At 54.4% G+C, this 19600-nt stretch carries 17 protein-coding genes; 1 reads left to right on the top strand and 16 read right to left on the bottom strand.

What is annotated here, in order from left to right:
- Positions 1-64: 64 nt before the first annotated feature.
- Positions 65-1555: an NCS2 family permease gene (locus P8S54_RS01060; RefSeq protein ID WP_281442872.1), complete on the top strand. Its 1491-nt coding sequence runs from the start codon at positions 65-67 to the stop codon at positions 1553-1555.
- Between the two features lie 12 nt (positions 1556-1567).
- Here the strand turns inward: P8S54_RS01060 and P8S54_RS01055 are convergent, their stop codons facing one another.
- The 16 genes from P8S54_RS01055 to leuB form a co-directional block, all read right to left on the bottom strand.
- Positions 1568-2914 carry an MATE family efflux transporter gene (locus tag P8S54_RS01055; protein WP_281442871.1) on the bottom strand — a complete coding sequence of 449 codons (1347 nt, stop codon included), beginning with the start codon at positions 2912-2914 and terminating at the stop codon, positions 1568-1570.
- Between the two features lie 105 nt (positions 2915-3019).
- Positions 3020-3604 (bottom strand): YceI family protein, encoded by a 585-nt coding sequence (locus P8S54_RS01050; RefSeq protein ID WP_009096234.1) that lies wholly within the window; start codon positions 3602-3604, stop codon positions 3020-3022.
- 94 nt (positions 3605-3698) lie between these two features.
- Positions 3699-4250 (bottom strand): cytochrome b, encoded by a 552-nt coding sequence (locus P8S54_RS01045; protein ID WP_281442870.1) that lies wholly within the window; start codon positions 4248-4250, stop codon positions 3699-3701.
- A 229-nt stretch (positions 4251-4479) separates the two neighbouring features.
- Positions 4480-5679 (bottom strand): O-succinylhomoserine sulfhydrylase, encoded by a 1200-nt coding sequence (locus P8S54_RS01040; RefSeq protein ID WP_281442869.1) that lies wholly within the window; start codon positions 5677-5679, stop codon positions 4480-4482.
- A gap of 35 nt (positions 5680-5714) precedes the next feature.
- Positions 5715-7235 (bottom strand): amidophosphoribosyltransferase, encoded by a 1521-nt coding sequence (gene purF, locus P8S54_RS01035; protein WP_281442868.1) that lies wholly within the window; start codon positions 7233-7235, stop codon positions 5715-5717.
- Positions 7236-7362: 127 nt separating this feature from the next.
- Positions 7363-7947 (bottom strand): CvpA family protein, encoded by a 585-nt coding sequence (locus P8S54_RS01030; protein ID WP_281442867.1) that lies wholly within the window; start codon positions 7945-7947, stop codon positions 7363-7365.
- A gap of 3 nt (positions 7948-7950) precedes the next feature.
- A complete protein-coding gene (locus P8S54_RS01025; RefSeq protein ID WP_281442866.1) occupies positions 7951-8622 on the bottom strand; it encodes an SPOR domain-containing protein in 672 nt (223 codons plus the stop codon).
- A 42-nt stretch (positions 8623-8664) separates the two neighbouring features.
- Positions 8665-9975: a bifunctional tetrahydrofolate synthase/dihydrofolate synthase gene (gene folC, locus P8S54_RS01020; RefSeq protein WP_281442865.1), complete on the bottom strand. Its 1311-nt coding sequence runs from the start codon at positions 9973-9975 to the stop codon at positions 8665-8667.
- Complete coding sequence (accD, locus tag P8S54_RS01015) at positions 9968-10978, bottom strand: acetyl-CoA carboxylase, carboxyltransferase subunit beta (RefSeq protein WP_281442864.1); 1011 nt, start codon at positions 10976-10978, stop codon at positions 9968-9970. The genes folC and accD overlap by 8 nt, the downstream gene beginning before the upstream one ends.
- Before the next feature lie 92 nt (positions 10979-11070).
- The gene (trpA, locus tag P8S54_RS01010; RefSeq protein WP_009096245.1) at positions 11071-11874 is read right to left on the bottom strand and encodes a tryptophan synthase subunit alpha; all 804 of its coding nucleotides are present in this window, start codon (positions 11872-11874) and stop codon (positions 11071-11073) included.
- A gap of 8 nt (positions 11875-11882) precedes the next feature.
- The gene (gene trpB, locus P8S54_RS01005) at positions 11883-13121 is read right to left on the bottom strand and encodes a tryptophan synthase subunit beta (protein ID WP_009096248.1); all 1239 of its coding nucleotides are present in this window, start codon (positions 13119-13121) and stop codon (positions 11883-11885) included.
- Positions 13122-13204: 83 nt separating this feature from the next.
- A complete protein-coding gene (locus tag P8S54_RS01000; RefSeq protein ID WP_281442863.1) occupies positions 13205-13840 on the bottom strand; it encodes a phosphoribosylanthranilate isomerase in 636 nt (211 codons plus the stop codon).
- On the bottom strand, positions 13837-14775 hold the full coding sequence (gene truA / locus P8S54_RS00995; RefSeq protein ID WP_009096252.1) for a tRNA pseudouridine(38-40) synthase TruA: 939 nt from the start codon (positions 14773-14775) through the stop codon (positions 13837-13839). Before truA ends, P8S54_RS01000 begins: the two co-directional genes overlap by 4 nt.
- 30 nt (positions 14776-14805) lie before the next feature.
- The gene (locus P8S54_RS00990; RefSeq protein ID WP_281442862.1) at positions 14806-16893 is read right to left on the bottom strand and encodes a FimV/HubP family polar landmark protein; all 2088 of its coding nucleotides are present in this window, start codon (positions 16891-16893) and stop codon (positions 14806-14808) included.
- 351 nt (positions 16894-17244) lie between these two features.
- Positions 17245-18357 (bottom strand): aspartate-semialdehyde dehydrogenase, encoded by a 1113-nt coding sequence (asd, locus tag P8S54_RS00985; protein ID WP_281442861.1) that lies wholly within the window; start codon positions 18355-18357, stop codon positions 17245-17247.
- 143 nt (positions 18358-18500) lie between these two features.
- The gene (gene leuB, locus P8S54_RS00980) at positions 18501-19580 is read right to left on the bottom strand and encodes a 3-isopropylmalate dehydrogenase (protein ID WP_281442860.1); all 1080 of its coding nucleotides are present in this window, start codon (positions 19578-19580) and stop codon (positions 18501-18503) included.
- Positions 19581-19600 lie beyond the last annotated feature (20 nt).

Raw genomic sequence — 19600 nt, 5'->3', positions numbered from 1 at the left:
AGTCAGAATTTCGGCACACTCGGCGTTGCCTTGTAAACAACACACTATAATCAAGAGGCCTAACATGGCGGCTGCCAGCACCCACTACCCGTGGTACAAAAAAGAAGATACCGACGCATTCTTCGCGCTGTTTCAGAACAATATTGCCAACTTTGTCATCATCTCGATTACGATGCTAGGCATGGGGTTCCCCAGCTCCATCGTTTACGGCCAAGTGCTCCCTGGCGCCGCTGTTGCAGTCATGGCAGGCAATTTTTATTACGCGTGGAGTGCTTCGCGTCTTGCCCGCAAAGAGAACCGTAGCGATGTCACGGCTCTCTCCTACGGCATCTCAACACCGGTCATGTTTGTATTTTTGTTTGGCGTACTGCTTCCAGCCAAGCAGTTAACCGGTGATGCTGAACTCGCCTGGAAAGTAGCGGTTGCCGCCTGTTTTATCAGCGGGGCAATTGAAGCCTTGGTTAGCGTTATTGGCCGCTGGGTGCAGTACCATTTACCCCGCGCCGCCATGCTTGGTGCCGTTGCAGGGGTTGCACTCACCTTTATTGCTGGCGAGATGCTATTTAAAACCTTGGAAATGCCAATCATCGGCTTACTGGTACTGGGTATTATCATCGTAGGCTTGGTGGCCCGTGTCAGCATGCCCTTCAAACTGCCAACGTCCTTATTCGCCATTGTAATAGGCACTGCCATGGCGTACCTGATTGGTGACGCTGGCAGCGAACGTTTCAGCGATGCGTTTACCCACTTAGGCTTCTACCCACTCCTGCCCAACCTCGCTTGGTTTGAGGGGCTTGGTTTGCTATTTACCGGCATGCTGGCTGTGCTCACCGTCGTGCTGCCCATTACGCTCTATAACGCCATTGAAACCATGAACAACGTTGAGGCCATGGAAGCCGCGGGCGACAAATACGACGTTCGTGAATGCCAAGCAGTGGATGGCGCTGGCACCATGATTGGTGCGCTGTTTGGTGGGGTATTCCCTACCACGGTCTATATTGCAACCGTCGGGGCTAAGTGGATGGGCGCTGGCCGGGGGTACAGTATTTTAAATGGAGCCGTTTACGCACTGGCCACCATGTTTGGTTTGATTGCAGCGCTAGCCGCCATTATTCCCGTATCCGTCGTCGCACCTATTTTGGTGTTTGTCGGCATGTCGATGATTGCCACCGCATTCCAAGCCAACGACACTCGCTACTACCCTGCTATCGCATTGGCGATGTTGCCCTACTTCGCCAACTACGTGATGACCCGCTTTAATCGCGGCGCCGGTGAGGTGGTCAGCGATATTTCAAGCGCCATTGTGGTAATGGGCCAGGGCGCGATGTTTATGGCTATTTTCTTAGGTGCGATGACCGTTTCCGTCATCGACCATCAGTTCCGGCGCGCAGCTGTCTTTGCCCTTATTGCGGCTGGGTTCTCTTTCGTGGGTCTTATGCACGCTCCAGAAATAGCCTTTAACGCTGCCCCTGAATTTGTCATGGGCTATTTAGCAATGGCGGTTTTATTCGTCTACTTCTCTTTTCAGGAAGCTCCCCACAAACGCAATCTGTAAATAACGCGGGAGTCAGGAAACATATCCCGCCTGCCGATGCGGGCGGGATAAGATGCGCTGTAACAACACCCAGGCCATTAAACCCGCAGCCAAGTTACCGACCGCCGCACCGGCGGCTAAACCAACCCACCCGTATAAGTAGGCGCCTAACCACAAGCAAGGCAAGTAACAGATAAACAGACGCGCACTTGAAAGTAGCATGGCACGTAGCGGCCACCCAAGTGCATTACCTGCCGAGACTACGAGCATACAGACGCCCAGAGCGGCGTAGCTGGGCAGTAAAAAGCGGATCACCAGTGCCAACTCTCCTTGCACTTCTGGGTTGCCCGCCAAAGCCATAGCGACCCAAGGTGCCGCTAATGCCAATAGCACGCCCAGGCTAAGCTGCCATATGACGGCCACTTTTATCGCTAAACGCATCAGTTGCTGAATCTGACCCCAGTCTCCAGCACCATAGCAACGCCCCAGCCACGGCGGCAACGACATCGTCATGGCTAATATCACCATCAAAGAGAGTGTTTCTAAGCGGCTAGCAAGCCCCCAAGCGGCAACATAGGTATCACCTAACCCCGCAACAGCTGTAATGGCAAGCATCGCCGCTAGCGGTGGCATCAACTGGCTTACCATAGCGGGAGCCGCAATGCCGGTAAAGGGTCGCCACGAACGTAGGCACTCCTGCCAAATATCTTGCCGTGTTACCCACTGGCAGCGTGCCAACGTACCACTCGTCAGTAAAAGCCCCACAGAAAAAGCGATAGCCGTTGCCCAAGCGGCTCCTGGCAACCCTAAGCCTGCCCACGGGCCTACCCCAAATATAAGCAGCGGGTCGAGCGCAAGATTAATCAGGCTACTTAATACCATCATTTTACCAGGGGTTCGTGTATCGCCATGGGCGCGAAATACGCTATAGATAAAATAGAGCAGCGCCCCCAACCACGCAGAAAATAGCTGGGGCCCCCAGTAACTTCGAATATATCCCAGGGCTATTTCATCAGCGCCTAACAGCTTAAACACAGGCACCTGAAGCAGCCATAGCACCACTACCAAACCGCCTATAACCGCTCCGCCTGCAATAAGTACTAGGCTGCTTAGCCGTTTAGCACGCGCCTCCTCCCCCGCGCCAAGCGCACGCGAGATAAGGGCAGCAATGGCAATCCCCATCCCCACCTGGATACCAATAATTAAAAAAGATAACGGGAAGGTAAATGACTGCGCGGCAAGCGGCGATGTACCTAAACGGGCAATAAAAGCACTGTCCACAAGTTGAAAACCCAATAGCGCCAAGACACCAATTGCCATTGGCCAGGTTTGCCGCCATAGGGTTATAGCCAACTCACGCTGTTGCATAAAAGCTGCCAAACGCATGCTCCCTGATCGATTAGAAACTAAAAAAACCGCTAGAGCATCACATACAAAAGCGCCACCACCCCAACAGGGGTGGTGGCGCTTTTAGTTAAGCGAGGCTTACTGGCGAATACCTTCAAACGTCACGTAAAGCTCTAGCTCGTGCATTGATTCAGGGAAGTCGCTCATGTCAATTCCGAAATCGCTAAGCGTCAGCATAGTGCTGCCTTCAAAGCCTGCACGGTAGTTGCCCCAGGGGTCGTCACCTTCGCCCATTAAGGTAACCGGCATTTCAATTTCTTGAGTTTCGCCGTGCAGCGTTAGGTCACCCGTGACCACGCCCTCGTTGTCGCCGGTTGATTCAAAACCTGTCGACGTAAAGGTTGCTGTTGGGTACTCGCTAGCATTGAGGAAGTCACTGCTTAAGAAGTGGCGATCACGCTCAGCATGATTGGTGTTAAGGCTATTAACCTGCACTTCCATTTCCACAGAAGAGGCGTCTAAGTCATCCTCATCGTAGTAAAACTGGCCATCAAACTCTTCAAACGTACCAAGAATGTAAGAGAAGCCTAAATGGTTGATTTTGAACTGTACAAAGGCGTGCTGACCTTCGATATCAATCTGGTAGTCAGCGGCCTGTGCCTGGCTAAGGGGCACCATAGCAGCGGCAGCAATAGCGGTAGCAAAAGCAGTTTTCTTCAACATATTCAATGTATCCTCTCTTTCCTTAAGAATTACTACGGTGAGTATTTTCCACCCTAGCAGCGTGCAAATTGAGTCTTTGTTCGAACAACAAGCGTTACTTGGGACGATGAGCCGGATTGACCATACGAACCAAAGTGGAGTGACGGTCAAGCCAGTGATGCTTAATAGCGGCAAGCGCATGTCCCGCTGCTAACAACATTAATGCAAGCGCGCTGTACCAATGAATGTCACCCGCCAGACTCGCTTGGTTGGGCAAACCATAAAGCACCGCTGGCATGTCAAACCAACCAAATACGCTGATACTCCTACCATTGGCGGTGGAAATCATGTAGCCGCTTACCATCACCACCAGCAATAAAGTGTAAAGGGCAATGTGTCCTAAATGGGCTGCGACTTTTTCTAGGCGACTCCCTTCTCCCTTAGGGGTCGGTTGCATCAAGCGCCAAACAATACGTAGTGCCGTCGCCAACAATAACAAAACACCAATTGAGCGGTGGATCCACGGCCCTTGATTGTACCAAGGATCATAGTAGCCTAGGCCCGTCATCCACCACCCTAGAATAAATAGCCCGATAATAGTAAGGGCACTCAACCAATGAAACAGAATACTTATGACACCCCAACCATACTGTGTGTTCCGCCACATTCGATTAATCCCCATCTCTACCATCTAATTTGATATGTGAAACCTAAACGTTCTGTGGTTAATTTTATTTATTCTATGAATGTCTAAATCATAACGGGTGTTAGACAAAAAGACTGCTGAAAAAAGCAGAACACTTCATTCGTAAAAACCGTTGATAACCTGAAGCTAGGTCGCAAAGTCAATAAAAAACCGGCCAACGGCGGCCGGTTCAATTCATCGCTTAAACAGGCTAAGGGGCTACAAGCGCATCCAAACCACGGGCAAGATCCCGCTGGATATCTGCCTGACTCTCCAAGCCAACCGCCACGCGGACTAGCCCTGGGGTTATTCCCGCAGCCGCTTTTTGATCCTCAGAGAGACGACCGTGTGTCGTGGTAGCCGGATGGGTAATCGTGGTTTTAACATCACCCAAGTTTCCCGTGATCGACAACATTCGCGTAGCATCTATCACTTGCCAGGCACCTGCTTGCCCACCCGTTACTTCAAAGCCCAATACGGCCCCAAAACCCCGCTGCTGATGCTTAGCAAGGGAATGCTGTGGGTGTGCTTCCAAACCGCTGTAGTAGACCTTATTTACCGCAGGATGCTGATCTAGCCAGCGCGCCAGCGTCATCGCATTCTCGCAGTGGGCGTTCATACGTAGCGAGAGGGTTTCCAGCCCTTTGGTAAAAATCCAGGCGTTAAAGGGGCTCAAGCATGGGCCACAGGTGCGCACCACGCCAAATACCTCTTCCAACACACTGTGCTTGCCCACCACGGCACCGCCAACTGCGCGCCCTTGGCCATCCAGGTACTTAGTGGCTGAGTGGATCACCAAATCAGCGCCAAGTGCTATGGGCTGCTGCAACGCAGGGGTTAAAAAGCAGTTATCAATGGCCAGCAAGGCCCCACAACGCTGGGCAAGCGCCGCCAGTGCCGGTATATCAGCCACTTCCGACAACGGATTAGAAGGCGTCTCTGCAAATAGCAGCTTGGTCGCTGGGCTAACAGCCTCTTCCCAAGCAGCGATATTCGACAGTTCGACGTAGCGGGTGGTAATACCAAACTTACCCAGGTATTTATCAAACAAGCTAACGGTCGAACCAAAGAGCGAGCGAGAGGCAACAATTTCATCCCCTGCCGATAACAGCGCAAGTGCCGTTGAGAGGATGGCCGACATGCCTGAACTCGTCGCAACACAACGCTCACCGCCCTCAAGCGCTGCCAAGCGACGCTCAAAGGTATGCACAGTGGGGTTGGTAAAGCGGGAATAGACGTTACCCGCCTCCTGTCCACCAAATTTACGCGCTGCTTCCGCCGCGCTTTCATATACAAAACTAGAGGTCGGAAAAATCGGCTCCGAATGCTCTTGCTCAAAAGTACGCTGGTGGCCTGCGCGAATCGCTAACGTCTCTAACGACCACTCATCCTGCTGGCTATCATCGTGCATGGCTTAGACCCCTGTTGAAGACATCGTGAACATGACTAGTCGTCAAAATCATCGTCTTGGTTATGCATACCTACCAAGGCATGGTCGCCCGCACTCTGATCTTTTGCCGCATCGTTACGGCCGGCTTCTAACACGGCTAAGTAAGCGTCATCGATGTCGCCGGTTATGTAATTACCGTCAAACACTGAGCAGTCAAATGCTTCCATTTCAGGATTGACTTCCCGGCAGGCGTCTTTCAGATCTTCCAGGTCTTGATAGAAGATACGGTCAGCACCAATCAACTGACCAACCTCTTCTTCTGTACGGCCATGGGCAATCAGCTCCGAGGCAACCGGCATATCAATACCGTACACATTGGGGTAGCGAACCGGCGGAGCCGCTGAGGCAAAGTAAACGTTTTGAGCACCCGCATCCCGCGCCATCTGAATAATCTGCTTACAGGTGGTGCCTCGCACAATGGAGTCGTCCACCAACAGAACATTCTTACCTCTGAACTCAACATCAATGGCATTGAGCTTCTGGCGTACCGACTTTTTACGCTGGGTTTGGCCCGGCATAATAAAGGTACGGCCAATATAGCGGTTCTTCATAAACCCTTCACGATAGGTCACCCCAAGGTGTTGGGCCATTTCCAGTGCCGAGGTACGCGAGGTATCGGGGATAGGAATCACCACGTCGATGTCATGATCGGGCCACTCATTGAGAATGCGATCGCCAAGCTTGCGGCCCATTTGCATGCGCGTGCCGTAAACATAGGCACCATCCAGCAGAGAATCCGGACGCGCCAAGTAAACGTGCTCAAAAATACACGAATGCAGCTGCGGACGGTCTGCACAGACCTGGGTATGCACTTGCCCTTGCATATCGACGAAAATAGCTTCACCAGGCGCCAAGTCACGCTCAAGCTCAAAGCCACCGACGTCTAGCGCCACAGACTCAGAGGCAATCATTACCTCTTGGCCGTTATCACCCTGACGCGTACCGAACACCACTGGGCGAATGCCAAAGGGGTCGCGGAATGCCACCATACCAAAGCCATTGATGATCGCGACCGCCGCGTAGCCGCCTTTGCAGCGCCGATGCACTCTACGAACCGCATCAAAAATATCTTCTGCTTCTAAATGAAGCCCCTGCTTGCCCAGCTCATGGGCGAAAACGTTAAGCAACACTTCAGAATCTGAGCTGGTATTGATATGGCGCAGATCAGTTGAGAAAAGCTCCTGTTTCAACTGCTCGGAATTAGTCAAGTTACCATTGTGCGCTAGCGCGATGCCGTAAGGGGAGTTGACGTAGAACGGCTGAGATTCTGCTTCGCTGGAAGAGCCTGCGGTGGGATAACGTACGTGCCCAATGCCCAGGTTACCTTTAAGACGAGCCATGTGGCGGGTGTGAAATACATCACGAACCAGCCCATTACTCTTGCGCAGTAAGAAGCGTCCCTCGCTCCAAGTCATCATGCCGGCAGCGTCCTGGCCCCGATGCTGAAGTACGGTCAGGGCATCGTAGATTCCCTGATTTACCGCCTGCTTGGCCAGAAGGCCTACAATACCGCACATTCCAGTTACCTCGCTTTAATGCCATGGCTTACCAGGGTAAGCCCGTACGTTCATCAACTCACATGCACCTACGCCGAATGCAACAGCACAGGTGCTTCTTTAAAGGGGGCGTCGCTAATCGTGATGGCTACTCGTTATCCGGAGGAAGGCTCAATTGCTGCTCCGCAGGTGTTTGCCTGGCACGTATGTCGGGGAGCGAGATATCGCGTAGCGACTCTGGCGCCTGGGGAAGCTCTCGCTCCCATTGATCAAGCTGGCTAACTGCCCAGTCTCTAAGCTCGATAAACGTTGGTCGCAGTGTCGCTTCCTGCCATGCCTGAAGCCCACCCAATGGCGTTAGGGTTATCAGTACAGTGGCTATCAGGAGTATGACCGCACCACGGGCAATACCAAAGGCCGCGCCCGCAAAGCGATTCAACAACCCCATTCCCACCCACTCAACCGCCGCATGAACCAAGCGGATAACGATGCCGCATAACAAAATGACGGCAAAAATCACTAAGACAAATGCCAGCACTAACCGGGCATCAAAGCTTTCAATAAAGCCACTCATTAAATCGGCGACAGGCTCAGCTAGCACGCGCGCCACCATAAGCGCCACTACCCATGCAGCGAGGCCTAACGCTTCCCTTATAAAGCCACGCACAAAACCTGCCAGCATGGAAAGCGCCAAAACCGCAAGGAACAGCGCATCTATCCAAGTAAGCGCCATAAATTAATCTCTTACCCTAACCAGCAAGCCCTGAACATTGGCACGCTGCTTAATCTGCGCCATTGCCGCTTCACCCTCTTCAGAAGTGGCATAAGGACCCACATAAACCGTGGTTAAATTATTATCCCGCTCCCGCCGATAGGTGCTAAACCCTTCCCCAGATAGCTGTTCACTCAAACGCTGGGCATTGGACACGTCACCGAAGCTGCCTACCTGTATTGCCCACTCGCCCTGTTGAGTAGGCGTTGGCGCTGAAGAGCTTGAGGAAGTGCCACCACTCGTATTACTAGCCATTAATTCAGCAATAGGGTCTCTGACGGGTTCGGGTTCGCTAGTGGGTTCGCTCTCCTCAACCGGCTCTTGAGTCGATGAAGCGGCTTCACTTGGGGGTGATACTTGGCTTGTTTCCGGCTGCTGGGGCTCAGCGTCAATAGGCGTACTGATCACAGCGTCGCCCTCCTGGGACGAAGAGGAGGGCAAGGCATTAATTGTGGACGGCATTTCAGGTGCAGGCACATCCTGGCGTGCTACTTGAACAGGCTGTTCAATCACAAACGTAGGCTGGGGGCGCTCTTCCCGAGGAGCAGGGTCACTCATCAACCACGGCACAATGATCGCCAGTAGCGCGAGCAAAATTACAATACCGCTGATGCGTTCCGTTTTACCGTATTTCATATCCATCTCCATCAGGCTAAGCGAGCACCACGGTTAGGACCTTTAAGCTTGCGGCAGTGGGTTTGCCAAGAGCGCCGCCACGGTAAAAAACGACCCGGTGGCCAGCACTCGGTCCTCGGGGGCAAGCCTTTCAGCCATAGCGGCCACGCCTTCTTCGGGGGACGCCGCGCAATAATGCACATGCCCGCCCCGCGAGGTAATACGCTCCGCTAGCTCAACCGCTGGACGCCCACGCTCTCCCTCCAGGGTAACGCACACCCAATCGGTAATTCGTGGGAGTAGCGCATCAATCACCCCGTCGGCATCTTTGTCGTTAAGCATACCGATTAACGCCCATTGCCGCCCACCCGCAGGTGGCATGGGTAAGCGACGAGCCACGTACTCAGCAGCATGAGGGTTATGGCCCACATCCAGGCACCACTGGCCCAACCACTGCATACGCCCTGGAAGCCTGACTGCCTTTAGCGCTTCACTACAAGCGCGAGTGGATAGCCGCACACCGCAAACCGCCAGGGATTGTAACGCTGTGGCGGCATTATCAATCGGAAGCCCTGGATCAGGAAGCCCATCCAGTGAAATAGTTTCACCCTCCGCGGTTAACCCATACCAACACCAAGCTGCGGCGACATCCAAATGCTCACCGGAACTTTCATCAGCATTGTCGATAAACGCTGCATGGTTAAACGTTGCCCCTAGATGATAAACGGGCGCCGCCATCTCGATAGCCGTTTCGGCAACGCTAGACGGCAAAGATTGGCTACCCAGCACGGCAGGCTTCCGCGGGCGGAAAATACCCGCTTTCTCTCGGCCAATTTGGGCAATATCAGTGCCTAAAAAGTTGGCATGATCCTGAGCAATCGTTGTCACCACGCCTACATCAGCATCAATGATATTAATTGCATCCAAACGCCCGCCTAAACCAACTTCGAGCAGCGCCAGATCAAGCTTTGCCTGGGCTAGGCACCACAGTGCGCAGAGTGTTCCTGCTTCGAAATAGGTTAGGCTAATGGAAGGCGACTGAAGCCTAGCGGCCTCTACTTCATTGAAACCTGCTACTAACAGCGAATCTTCAGCTTCTTGACCATCAATGGTGACACGCTCGTTGTAGCGCAAAAGATGGGGAGAGGTGTAGGTTCCCGCCCGCAGGCCATGGGCGCGAGCAATGGCATCCATCATGGCAAGGGTAGACCCCTTGCCATTAGTGCCTGCAACCGTAATGACACGTGGCGCAATAGGGCTTTCCAGCAGCCCCATCCGCTTGGCCACCTGAGATACCCGCCCCAACCCCATATCGATCCCTACGGGATGCAGGGTTTCAAGATAGTGTAGCCACTCGGCTAAAGACTTAGGCATTGCGTGTCGAATCGTCGCTCTTGGCCGGGCTGTGTTCGCTATGAGCTTCTGTCGGCGCGGCTTCAGCAGCATCGGCAACTCGCTCTTCATCCACTAGCGGTTCAGCAATTTCAACGTCCCCAAGCACGCTCTCTTCAACGACTGGCGCACTATGGTGGGTCAGCTTACGCAACACACTTCCCACGCGATTACGCATCTCGTGGCGATGCACAATCATATCCACTGTGCCGTGTTCAAGCAGGAACTCGCTGCGCTGGAACCCTTCCGGCAGGGTTTCACGCACGGTTTGCTCGATAACCCGCGGCCCAGCAAAACCAATCAGTGCGTTAGGTTCGGCAATGTTAAGGTCGCCAAGCATCGCAAGCGACGCCGAAACACCACCGAACACCGGGTCAGTAAGCACAGAGATATAAGGCACACCTTCCTGCTTAAGCTTTTCAAGCGCCGCAGAGGTCTTAGCCATTTGCATTAGCGAGAACAGCGCCTCTTGCATCCGAGCGCCGCCTGAAGCTGCAAAACAGATCAGCGGTATACGCTCTTCAAGGGCAATGGTCGCAGCGCGCACGAACTTTTCGCCCACCACTGCCCCCATGGAACCACCCATGAACGTAAATTCAAACGCAACGGCTACCACGGGCAAGCCATCCAGCTCACCGCGCATCGCTACCAGAGCGTCTTTTTCGCCGGTATCTTTCTGCGCCGCCGCTAGGCGGTCTTTATACTTTTTTGAGTCACGGAATTTAAGGCGATCGCTGGGTTCAATCTCAGCAGCCACCTCTTCCCGCCCCTGTTTATCCAGAAACCAGTCCAAGCGCTTACGGGCCGTTAAGCGTAAGTGATGGTCACACTTGGGGCACACGCTGTTGTGCTTCTCTAGTTCCGGCAGGTAAAGCACCGCTTCGCACTTGGGACATTTACGCCAGAGGCCATCGGGCACGCTGGCACGACGGTCTTTACGCTGGATACGCCCCATGGAGGGCACGATTTTATCTAACCAGCTCATATCAAAAAGGCTTCCATATACGTCAATGCCTGGCACCGCCAAGCTTGATGAGTGTCGTCATTCAAATCAGTGTAGACGATGAGAGCACACGCTTAGGCATCCATCGCGGTGCGCATTTCTGCCAGCACGCTTTTAAGCTGACCGGCTATGGTTTCGGGTGCATCAACGCTGTCAGCAATGCGGTTAACCAGCGCACTACCTACGATAACGCCGTCGGCCACTTTCGCTACTTCCGCTGCGGTCACCCCATCGCGAATACCGAAGCCAACACATAGCGGCAAATCGGTCATTTCACGTAGCGGTGCTAAGTGGTCAGCCACATCTGCAGCGTTAAGCGTCGCCGCACCGGTCACGCCCTTAAGCGAAACATAATATAAATAGCCCTCACCGTGGGCGCATATTGTAGCGGCACGGGCATGGGAAGTGGTAGGCGCAACCAGGAAAATCGCCGCTAAATCACGCGCTTTTAACAGCGGGCCAAACTCTTCAGCCTCTTCTGGGGGCATATCGACTACTAGTACACCGTCCACGCCAACACTTGCGGCTTTGTCTGCAAACACCTCGTAACCAATTCGCTCGATAGGATTTAAATACCCCATCAAAACGACAGGCGTCGTAGCGTCTGATTGACGAAACTCCGCCACCATCTCTAACAGGTCGACTAAGCGAGTGCCTTGCTTTAGCGCCCGCTCGCAGGCTTTTTGGATAACAGGGCCATCGGCCATGGGGTCCGAAAACGGCACGCCAAGCTCGATAATATCAGCACCCGCCTCCACCAAGGCATGCATAAAGCCAACGGTGTATTGCGGGGCAGGATCACCTGCCGTGATATAGGGAATGAGTGCCTTACGGCCCTGCTGCTTTAATTCTGAAAAACGCTGGTCAATACGATTCATGCTCGCCCTTAAAACTCAATGCCGTCGATGTTAGCCACGGTCATGATATCTTTATCACCACGACCCGAAAGGTTGACCACAATGTGCTGGTCAGGGCGCATTGTCGGCGCTAACACCTTGGCGTGCGCTAGCGCATGGGCAGACTCAAGTGCTGGCATAATGCCTTCCATGTGGGTTAGCTCACGAAACGCTTCCAGCACTTCTTTATCGTTTGCCGCCACGTAGTTGACTCGACCAACGTCTTTCCAAAGCGCGTGCTCAGGGCCAACGCCTGGGTAGTCAAGCCCCGCTGAAATCGAATGGGTATCCGACACTTGGCCTGCTTCATCAGACATCAGATAGGTACGGTTACCGTGTAGCACCCCCCGGGGAGCGTTAGACGAAAGCGGCGCCGCATGGCGGCCCGTCTCAACTCCGTCGCCGCCAGCTTCAACGCCGTACATCGCGACCGCATCGTCTTCCACAAAGGGGTAAAAAAGCCCCAGGGCATTAGAGCCGCCGCCCACGCAGGCCACTAGCGCATCGGGCAGGCGACCAATTTGCGCCAATGACTGTTGACGCGCCTCACGACCCACCACCGCGTTGAAGTCACGCACCAACTGTGGGTAAGGGTGCGGGCCAGCGACGGTACCGATGATATAAAACGTGTTATCAACGTTGGTCACCCAGTCGCGCAACGCTTCGTTCATCGCATCTTTAAGCGTGCGAGTACCCGACTCCACCGGAATAACCCGCGCGCCCAGCAAGCGCATACGGTACACGTTTAGCTTCTGGCGCTGCACATCCGCCGCGCCCATATACACATCGCACTCAAGGCCTAAGCGCGCAGCCACGGTGGCTGTGGCAACACCATGTTGGCCAGCACCGGTTTCCGCAATAACCCGAGGCTTACCGGTTTTTTTTGCAAGCAACGCTTGGCCAATGGTGTTGTTTACCTTGTGAGCGCCAGTGTGGTTTAAGTCTTCACGCTTTAGCCAAATCTGCGCACCACCTAACGACTGCGACCAACGCTCGGCATGATAAAGCGGCGATGGACGCCCCACATAGTGGGCTAGGTCACGGTCAAACTCTGCTTGGAAGGCTGGGTCATCACGCAGACTAAGATAGGTCTGCTCCAGCTCTTCTAGCGCAAAGCTCAAGGTTTCTGACACAAACCGGCCGCCGTAAGGCCCAAAATGACCACGGGCATCCGGCATTCGGGTCAGGTCGCTGAACTTGGTTTCAGTTGCTGAGACAGTCACAGGCATACCTCACAAGATCGCCAGAACAGGCAAATAATGAATGAACTAACTTAGAAAGTAGCCGCCCGTTAGGCGACCACATAATGTACTTATTGAGCGTCGGCTAACGCTACCTGCTTAACAAAGGAGGCCATTAGCTCGACATCCTTTACGCCATGCGACGCCTCAATACCGCCTGAAACATCAACCGCATAAGGCGCCACTTGATTAACCGCTGCGGCAATATTCGCAGCCGTTAACCCACCGGCGAGGATAACAGGTTTTTCAAGAGCTGCGGGGATTCTAGACCAATCAAAGGTCTCTCCGGTTCCTCCCGGCGTACCGGGCCGATAGGCATCTAACAGTAGCGCCTGAGCCTGAACATACTCGTCAGCTGCACGGTGCAGGTCGATACCGTCACGCATGCGTAGTGCTTTGATCCAAGGCCGGTCGAACTGCTGGCAAAACGACGCCGGCTCATCCCCATGGAACTGAATCACATCTAAATAGGGCAAACACTGCTCAATCAGCTCAGCGGGCTGATTAACAAACAGACCCACCCGCGTTGCAAAGGCAGGCACGCGGGCCGACAGCGTGGCAAGCGTTTCCAGTGAGATGCCGCGAGAACTCTTAGGCCACATCACAAAGCCCAGCGCATCCACCCCTAGCGAGACCGCCTGCTCAACATCTTCCGGGCGTGTGAAACCGCAAAATTTGATTCGCGTACGTGCATAGCGCGTGCTCACGGGGAGGTCTCCTGGTGCTCGGGTATGGCTTTTTTCTTAAAGGTGAGATTCCGCCGAGCGGCTATTCGCGGGTTATCGGGCAATGGGCGCTCACCCGTCCACTCCCCGGTAAACGCCAGCAGGTTGGGGCCAAGTGGCTCTTGAGGCAGCGCAAAACGCTCATCGTAAATGGAGTCTACAAAGTGCAGCCCGCAAGCAGGCGCGGTGACATCCCCTTTGCGGCGATTCTTCAGCGCCAGCAAGCGCTCAATATGGCCTTCATCCTGGGCTCCGCGCCCTACACTCACCAGAGCACCGGCAATATTACGAATCATGTGGTGCAAAAACGCGTTGCCCTGAATATCAATCACTACAATGGGGCCGTAACGCTTCACTTCAACAAAATGCATTTGCCGCCAAGGGGTTTTGGATTGGCAACCCGCTGCCCGAAAACTTGAAAAATCGTGCTCACCCACCAACGCTTGGGCGGCCCGATGCATAGCGTCGGCATCCAGCGGGTCTCGGCACCAGGTCACGTTGCTGCGCTCTAACACCGGGCGACTGATTTGGTTGAGCAAAATATAGCGGTAGCGGCGCCCAAGTGCGCCTAAGCGGGAGTGAAAATCATCGCCCACCGGCTTTACCCAACGCACCGCCACATCCCTAGGAAGGTTCGTATTGGTTCCAAAAATCCAAGCTTTTTCAGAGCGCTGAACAGGCGGATCAAAATGGATGACCTGGCGCGTAGCGTGAACGCCTGAATCAGTCCGGCCGCTGGCGTGTATTTGAATAGGCGCACTCGCCACTTTTGCCAAGGCATCTTCTATCGATGCCTGCACCGAAGCCGCGTGTTTTAAACGCTGAAAGCCACAAAAGCGCGAGCCATCGTACTCAATGCCCATCGCAAGGCGGCCTGCCAGCGGTTGTGTCTCATCAAAGTGGTAGAACAGCGTCATTAAGCCACATCATCTAGAGGAGGTTAAAAGTTAGCCATTATCCCGGCGTCGAGGCTCGAATGCCACCTCTTCAATTTCCCACTCCTCTTCGGGCACCCTAGGCGTGTGCCGCGCGGTGTGGTTTGCCTGCTTAGATGTAGCTGTCGCACCATCAGCCGTCCCACCCTCAACAGCACTCTGCTCCCCGTCTTCATCTTGCTTCAATGATGGGGGACTGTAGTCAATGTAGTAATCAATAGGCTGAGAGCGCTGATCCTCTTCTTGCGCTTCGGGCTGCGCTAGAGACGGTGTGCTGTCCACGACTAGCGGCTCTTCTAGCTCTTTCTCGGGTTCCTCGCTCGACATATCGATGGGTTCATCCACATACTTTTCGACAGGTTCAACATCTGACTCATCGACTGACTGGGGAACATCCAGGAACGCCGCATTGAGCGCCTCTTCGTCATCAGCGCTGCTAGTTGACGAGCTCTCCTCAAAAGGTATTTCTTCTGGAGCATCATTATCTACGCTGGCGGGTTCTGCTGGCTTAGCAGTGCTGGGCTTAACCACTGGCGCCTCACCAAATGTTGACATACGTTGGCTTGATGCTGTGACGCTCGGTTCAGCACCGCCGGGCACTGAATCACTCCCTTGAGAAGCACCAACGGGTTCGGAGCCAAAGGGCTCGGCGGCATGGGACTCTGGATTGCGAAATTCTGTGCTGTGCGAACCTGGATATTGAGCCTCCGCCATACGAGGCTCTGCGCGCCCCATGGATGCTGTAGGCGGTGTAACGGTACTAGGTGCCGTACTTAGTGGAGCCACTTCCCACTGACGCTCGCGGCGCTTGCGTGACCATACAAGCCCCGCTAATAGCAACGCCAATGCAGCGCTGGCAATAGGCCACTGGTAGTCAGAGATACGCTCTACAAAGCCGCGGTTATCAGCAACGCTACGGGCATTAGCACCGAGGGCTGGCTCACCACTCGCCTCTGGAGCAGTGACCGCAAGCGCCGCGACTGATTGAGCTTCCTGCTGGGAGGCGTTAAGCGCTTCCGTCAGCGCAGCCACTTCCTGGCGCAGCTCAGTCAGCTCAGCGCGCAGCTGTTCACGCTCTTCAAGCACTAATTGAAGCATGGCTTGGCTTTCACGCAGCTGTTCCACCACGTCATTTAAGGTGAGTCCCGCCAGCTCGTTCTCTTGGCCTCCCTCTTGCTCTGACGCTTCCACAACGCCTTGCTCAGCATTTGACTGCGCTGCCGTCTCAGAAGTAGAAGCTGTCTCGCCAGTATCTGGACTATTGGCAGGCGTTTCTCCGGTGGCTTCCGCAGGTGGCTGGCTAGCAGTACTTGCAGCATTAGCACGCTCGGTTGCGCCTCGCATGGTTTGCAGCGCTTGTGCTGCTTCCCCTGGGGTACGGGCCATTATCTGTTCACGACTGGGCATCGCCAGCGTTTGCCCAGCCCGCATGCTGTTGATATTGCCGGAGGAGAAAACGTCTGGGTTGGCATCCACCAGCGCCAACATCATCTGATGCACACTGGCACTGGCAGGCTTTACTCGCTCAGCCACTCCCCATAGCGTATCGCCGCTCGCTACGTAAGCCGTGTTATTAGCCCTGGGAGCGCTGCCACTTGAGGCGTTTTGCGACGCTGGCACATCAGCCGGTTGGGGCTGACTAGGAGCCTCCGCTGTATTCGCCGCCTGCTGCCCTTCGAGAGATGCGCTACGGCTACTGGCATCGAGCATGTCGAGCGGGTCAAACAGCAGCGTAAAGGCCTGGCTGGTTTCACCCTCTGGGGAAGAGATCGTTAACAACACATCCAGCCAGGGTTCATCGACTGTTTGCGAGGAGCTCAGCACCACCTGACGGCCATCAGGCTGCTCACGCACTTGGGCGCGCAAACTGGCAGCCAGCGGTGTCCACTCTAACCCTAGCGCTGTAAAGGCAGCTTCATCCGCTACTGCAACACGCAAATCCTCTAGTGCGTATTGGCTAGCGTCTACAACTGGCACGGTGGCGTTAAGTGGTGCATCTAGCGGCGAGTTCACCGACGCCGGGCCTAAGCCGACGGCCAGTGCCAAGGAACTAACGGCACTGAGCGGTAGCCACAATAACCATGCGTGCGTCTGTTTCATTCAAGCCCCTGCTGCCTGCGCATCTCAGCGATGTAACGACATTTAGCTGAGCGCGCTCATCATTATGTTTGGGTTCTTTTTATCATAACTTACCGTTTTTGCGCATACTTTAGAATGCCAAACGCGTATGAGCTTTCTACTTAACAGCGGCAAAAAAGATGGGAAGCTGCGAACAGCTTCCCATCGGGAACTACATTGACGCTCTTGCTGAGGCGCTTTTACTTAGGTACTTTTACTTAAGCACCCTTTCTCAAGTACTTTTTCTTAAACACTATTTCTTAAGTACTCTTTACTAAGTACTCTTTACTAAGTACTCTGGGCTTAATGCTATAGCGAAGCATATAACGTCTGTTACTGCTCGCGCAGAATCTTCAGCATACGCTTAAGCGGCTCGGCAGCACCCCACAGCAGCTGGTCGCCCACGCTGAATGCAGAGAGGTATTCGCCGCCCATATTAAGCTTACGCAGGCGCCCTACCGGAATTTGCAGCGTGCCCGTTGCGGCTGCAGGCGTTAGGCCAGCAATGGTGGCATCTTTATCGTTGGGGATCAGCTTAACCCACTCATTGTGCTTGGCAATGCGGTCTTCAATCTCATCAAGCGGTACATCCTGCTTTAACTTGATGGTGAATGCCTGGCTGTGAGAGCGCATGGCACCGATACGCACACAGAGACCATCGATAGGGATAGGGTTATTTTGCAGCCCGAGAATTTTGTTGGTCTCGACGCTACCCTTCCACTCTTCACGGCTTTGGCCGCTATCGAGCTTGGTATCGATCCACGGCAGCAGGCTACCTGCCAAGGGCGCTGCGAAGTTATCAGTGGGGAAGTCATTGCCACGCATGGCGGCCGTCACTTTGCGGTCGATGTCGAGGATCGCGCTAGAGGTGTCTTTTAGCTCTTCACCGACGCTATCACGCAGCTGGCCCATTTGGTTCAGCAGCTCGCGCATGTGTTTGGCACCGGAGCCGGACGCCGCTTGGTAGGTCATGGAGGTCATCCACTCGACCATATCGGCTTCAAACAGCCCGCCCAAGCCCATCAGCATTAAGCTTACGGTACAGTTGCCGCCCACGAAGGTTTTCGCGCCTTTGGCCAGCTGGGCATCAATCACATGGCGGTTAACCGGATCAAGAATGATGGTCGCTTCATCTTCCATGCGCAGGGTGCTGGCGGCATCAATCCAGTAGCCTTTCCAGCCCGCTTCACGCAGGTCTTTGTAAACCGGTTTGGTGTAATCGCCACCTTGACAGGTAACCACTACGTCAAGGGCTTTTAGCGCGTCAATATCGAACGCATCTTTGAGGGGAGGCACGTCGACGCCGATGTCGGGTCCCGGCTGGCCGACTTGGGAAGTGGTGAAGAAAATCGGCTCAATGCCTTTAAAATCACCATCTTCCTGCATGCGCTGCATAAGCACAGAGCCAACCATACCGCGCCATCCCACGAAACCGACTTTCAACATGTGAAGTCCTCCAACTAAGAATGAGGTAAGTATTATACACAAATATTAGACACGACGTCGGCCACCCCAAGGGGTGGCCGACCAGCACAGCTCTACAACACGCGCTATTTGGAATTGACTAGTGAGCAGATGTGCTTGATACGTTACTGCTTGGCAAAGGCCGCGAGCACTGCATCGCCCATTTCCTCGGTGGAAACGCGACGAGTGCCTTCTGATGCGATATCGGCAGTGCGCAGGCCATCATCCAACACACTGCCCACGGCAGCTTCAATGCGCTCGGCCATCGCTGTTTCATTCAGCGAGTAGCGCAGCATCATCGCCACCGAAAGCATCATGGCCAGCGGGTTAGCGATGTTTTGCCCAGCGATATCCGGGGCGCTGCCATGGCAAGGCTCGTACATGCCCTGCCCGCTCTCGTTGAGCGATGCAGACGGCAGCATACCGATAGAGCCGGTGAGCATAGCGGCAGCGTCAGAGAGAATATCGCCAAACATATTGCCGGTCACCATCACATCAAACTGCTTCGGCGCGCGCACCAATTGCATGGCGGCGTTATCCACGTACATGTGGGAAAGCTCCACATCCGGGTACTCCGGCGCCAAGCGCTCCATCACTTCACGCCATAAAATCGTCACTTCCAACACGTTGGCTTTATCTACCGAACAGAGCTTTTTGCCACGCTTCTGGGCCATTTCAAACGCCACGCGGCCGATGCGTTCAATCTCACTTTCGGAATAGATGTAAGTGTTAAAACCCACCCGTTCGCCATTGCGCACTTCAATACCACGGGGCTGACCGAAGTAGATGCCGCCGGTTAGCTCACGGACGATCATAATATCCAGCCCAGCCACTAGCTCAGGCTTCAGGCTGGAAGCGCTGGCCAACTGCGGGTAAAGCATCGCCGGGCGCAGGTTGCCGAACAGGCCCAGGTTCTTACGCAGCCCCAGCAGGCCTTTTTCGGGGCGCTTGGTTAGGTCTTCGAGCTTGTCCCACTTGGGGCCACCCACCGCACCTAGCAGAATGGCGCTGGCAGCTTTGGCTTTCTCAAGGGTTTCCGCCGGGAGCGGCTCGCCGTGAACATCGTAGGCAGCGCCACCCACCAAGCCCTCTTCTACTTCTATATCCAAGCCCGCTTTTTGGCAGGCGTTTAACAAACGCGCCGCCTGGGCCGCGATCTCCGGGCCGATACCATCACCGGGCAGCAGTAACACTTTATGAGTCATGCTCAATCCTTAGCACTTAT

It is taken from the genome of Halomonas sp. M1, from assembly GCF_029581375.1.
Taxonomy (GTDB): Bacteria; Pseudomonadota; Gammaproteobacteria; order Pseudomonadales; family Halomonadaceae; genus Vreelandella.
Note: the sequence above shows the minus strand (reverse complement) of the source record. Positions and strands in the feature narration are given on the sequence as shown.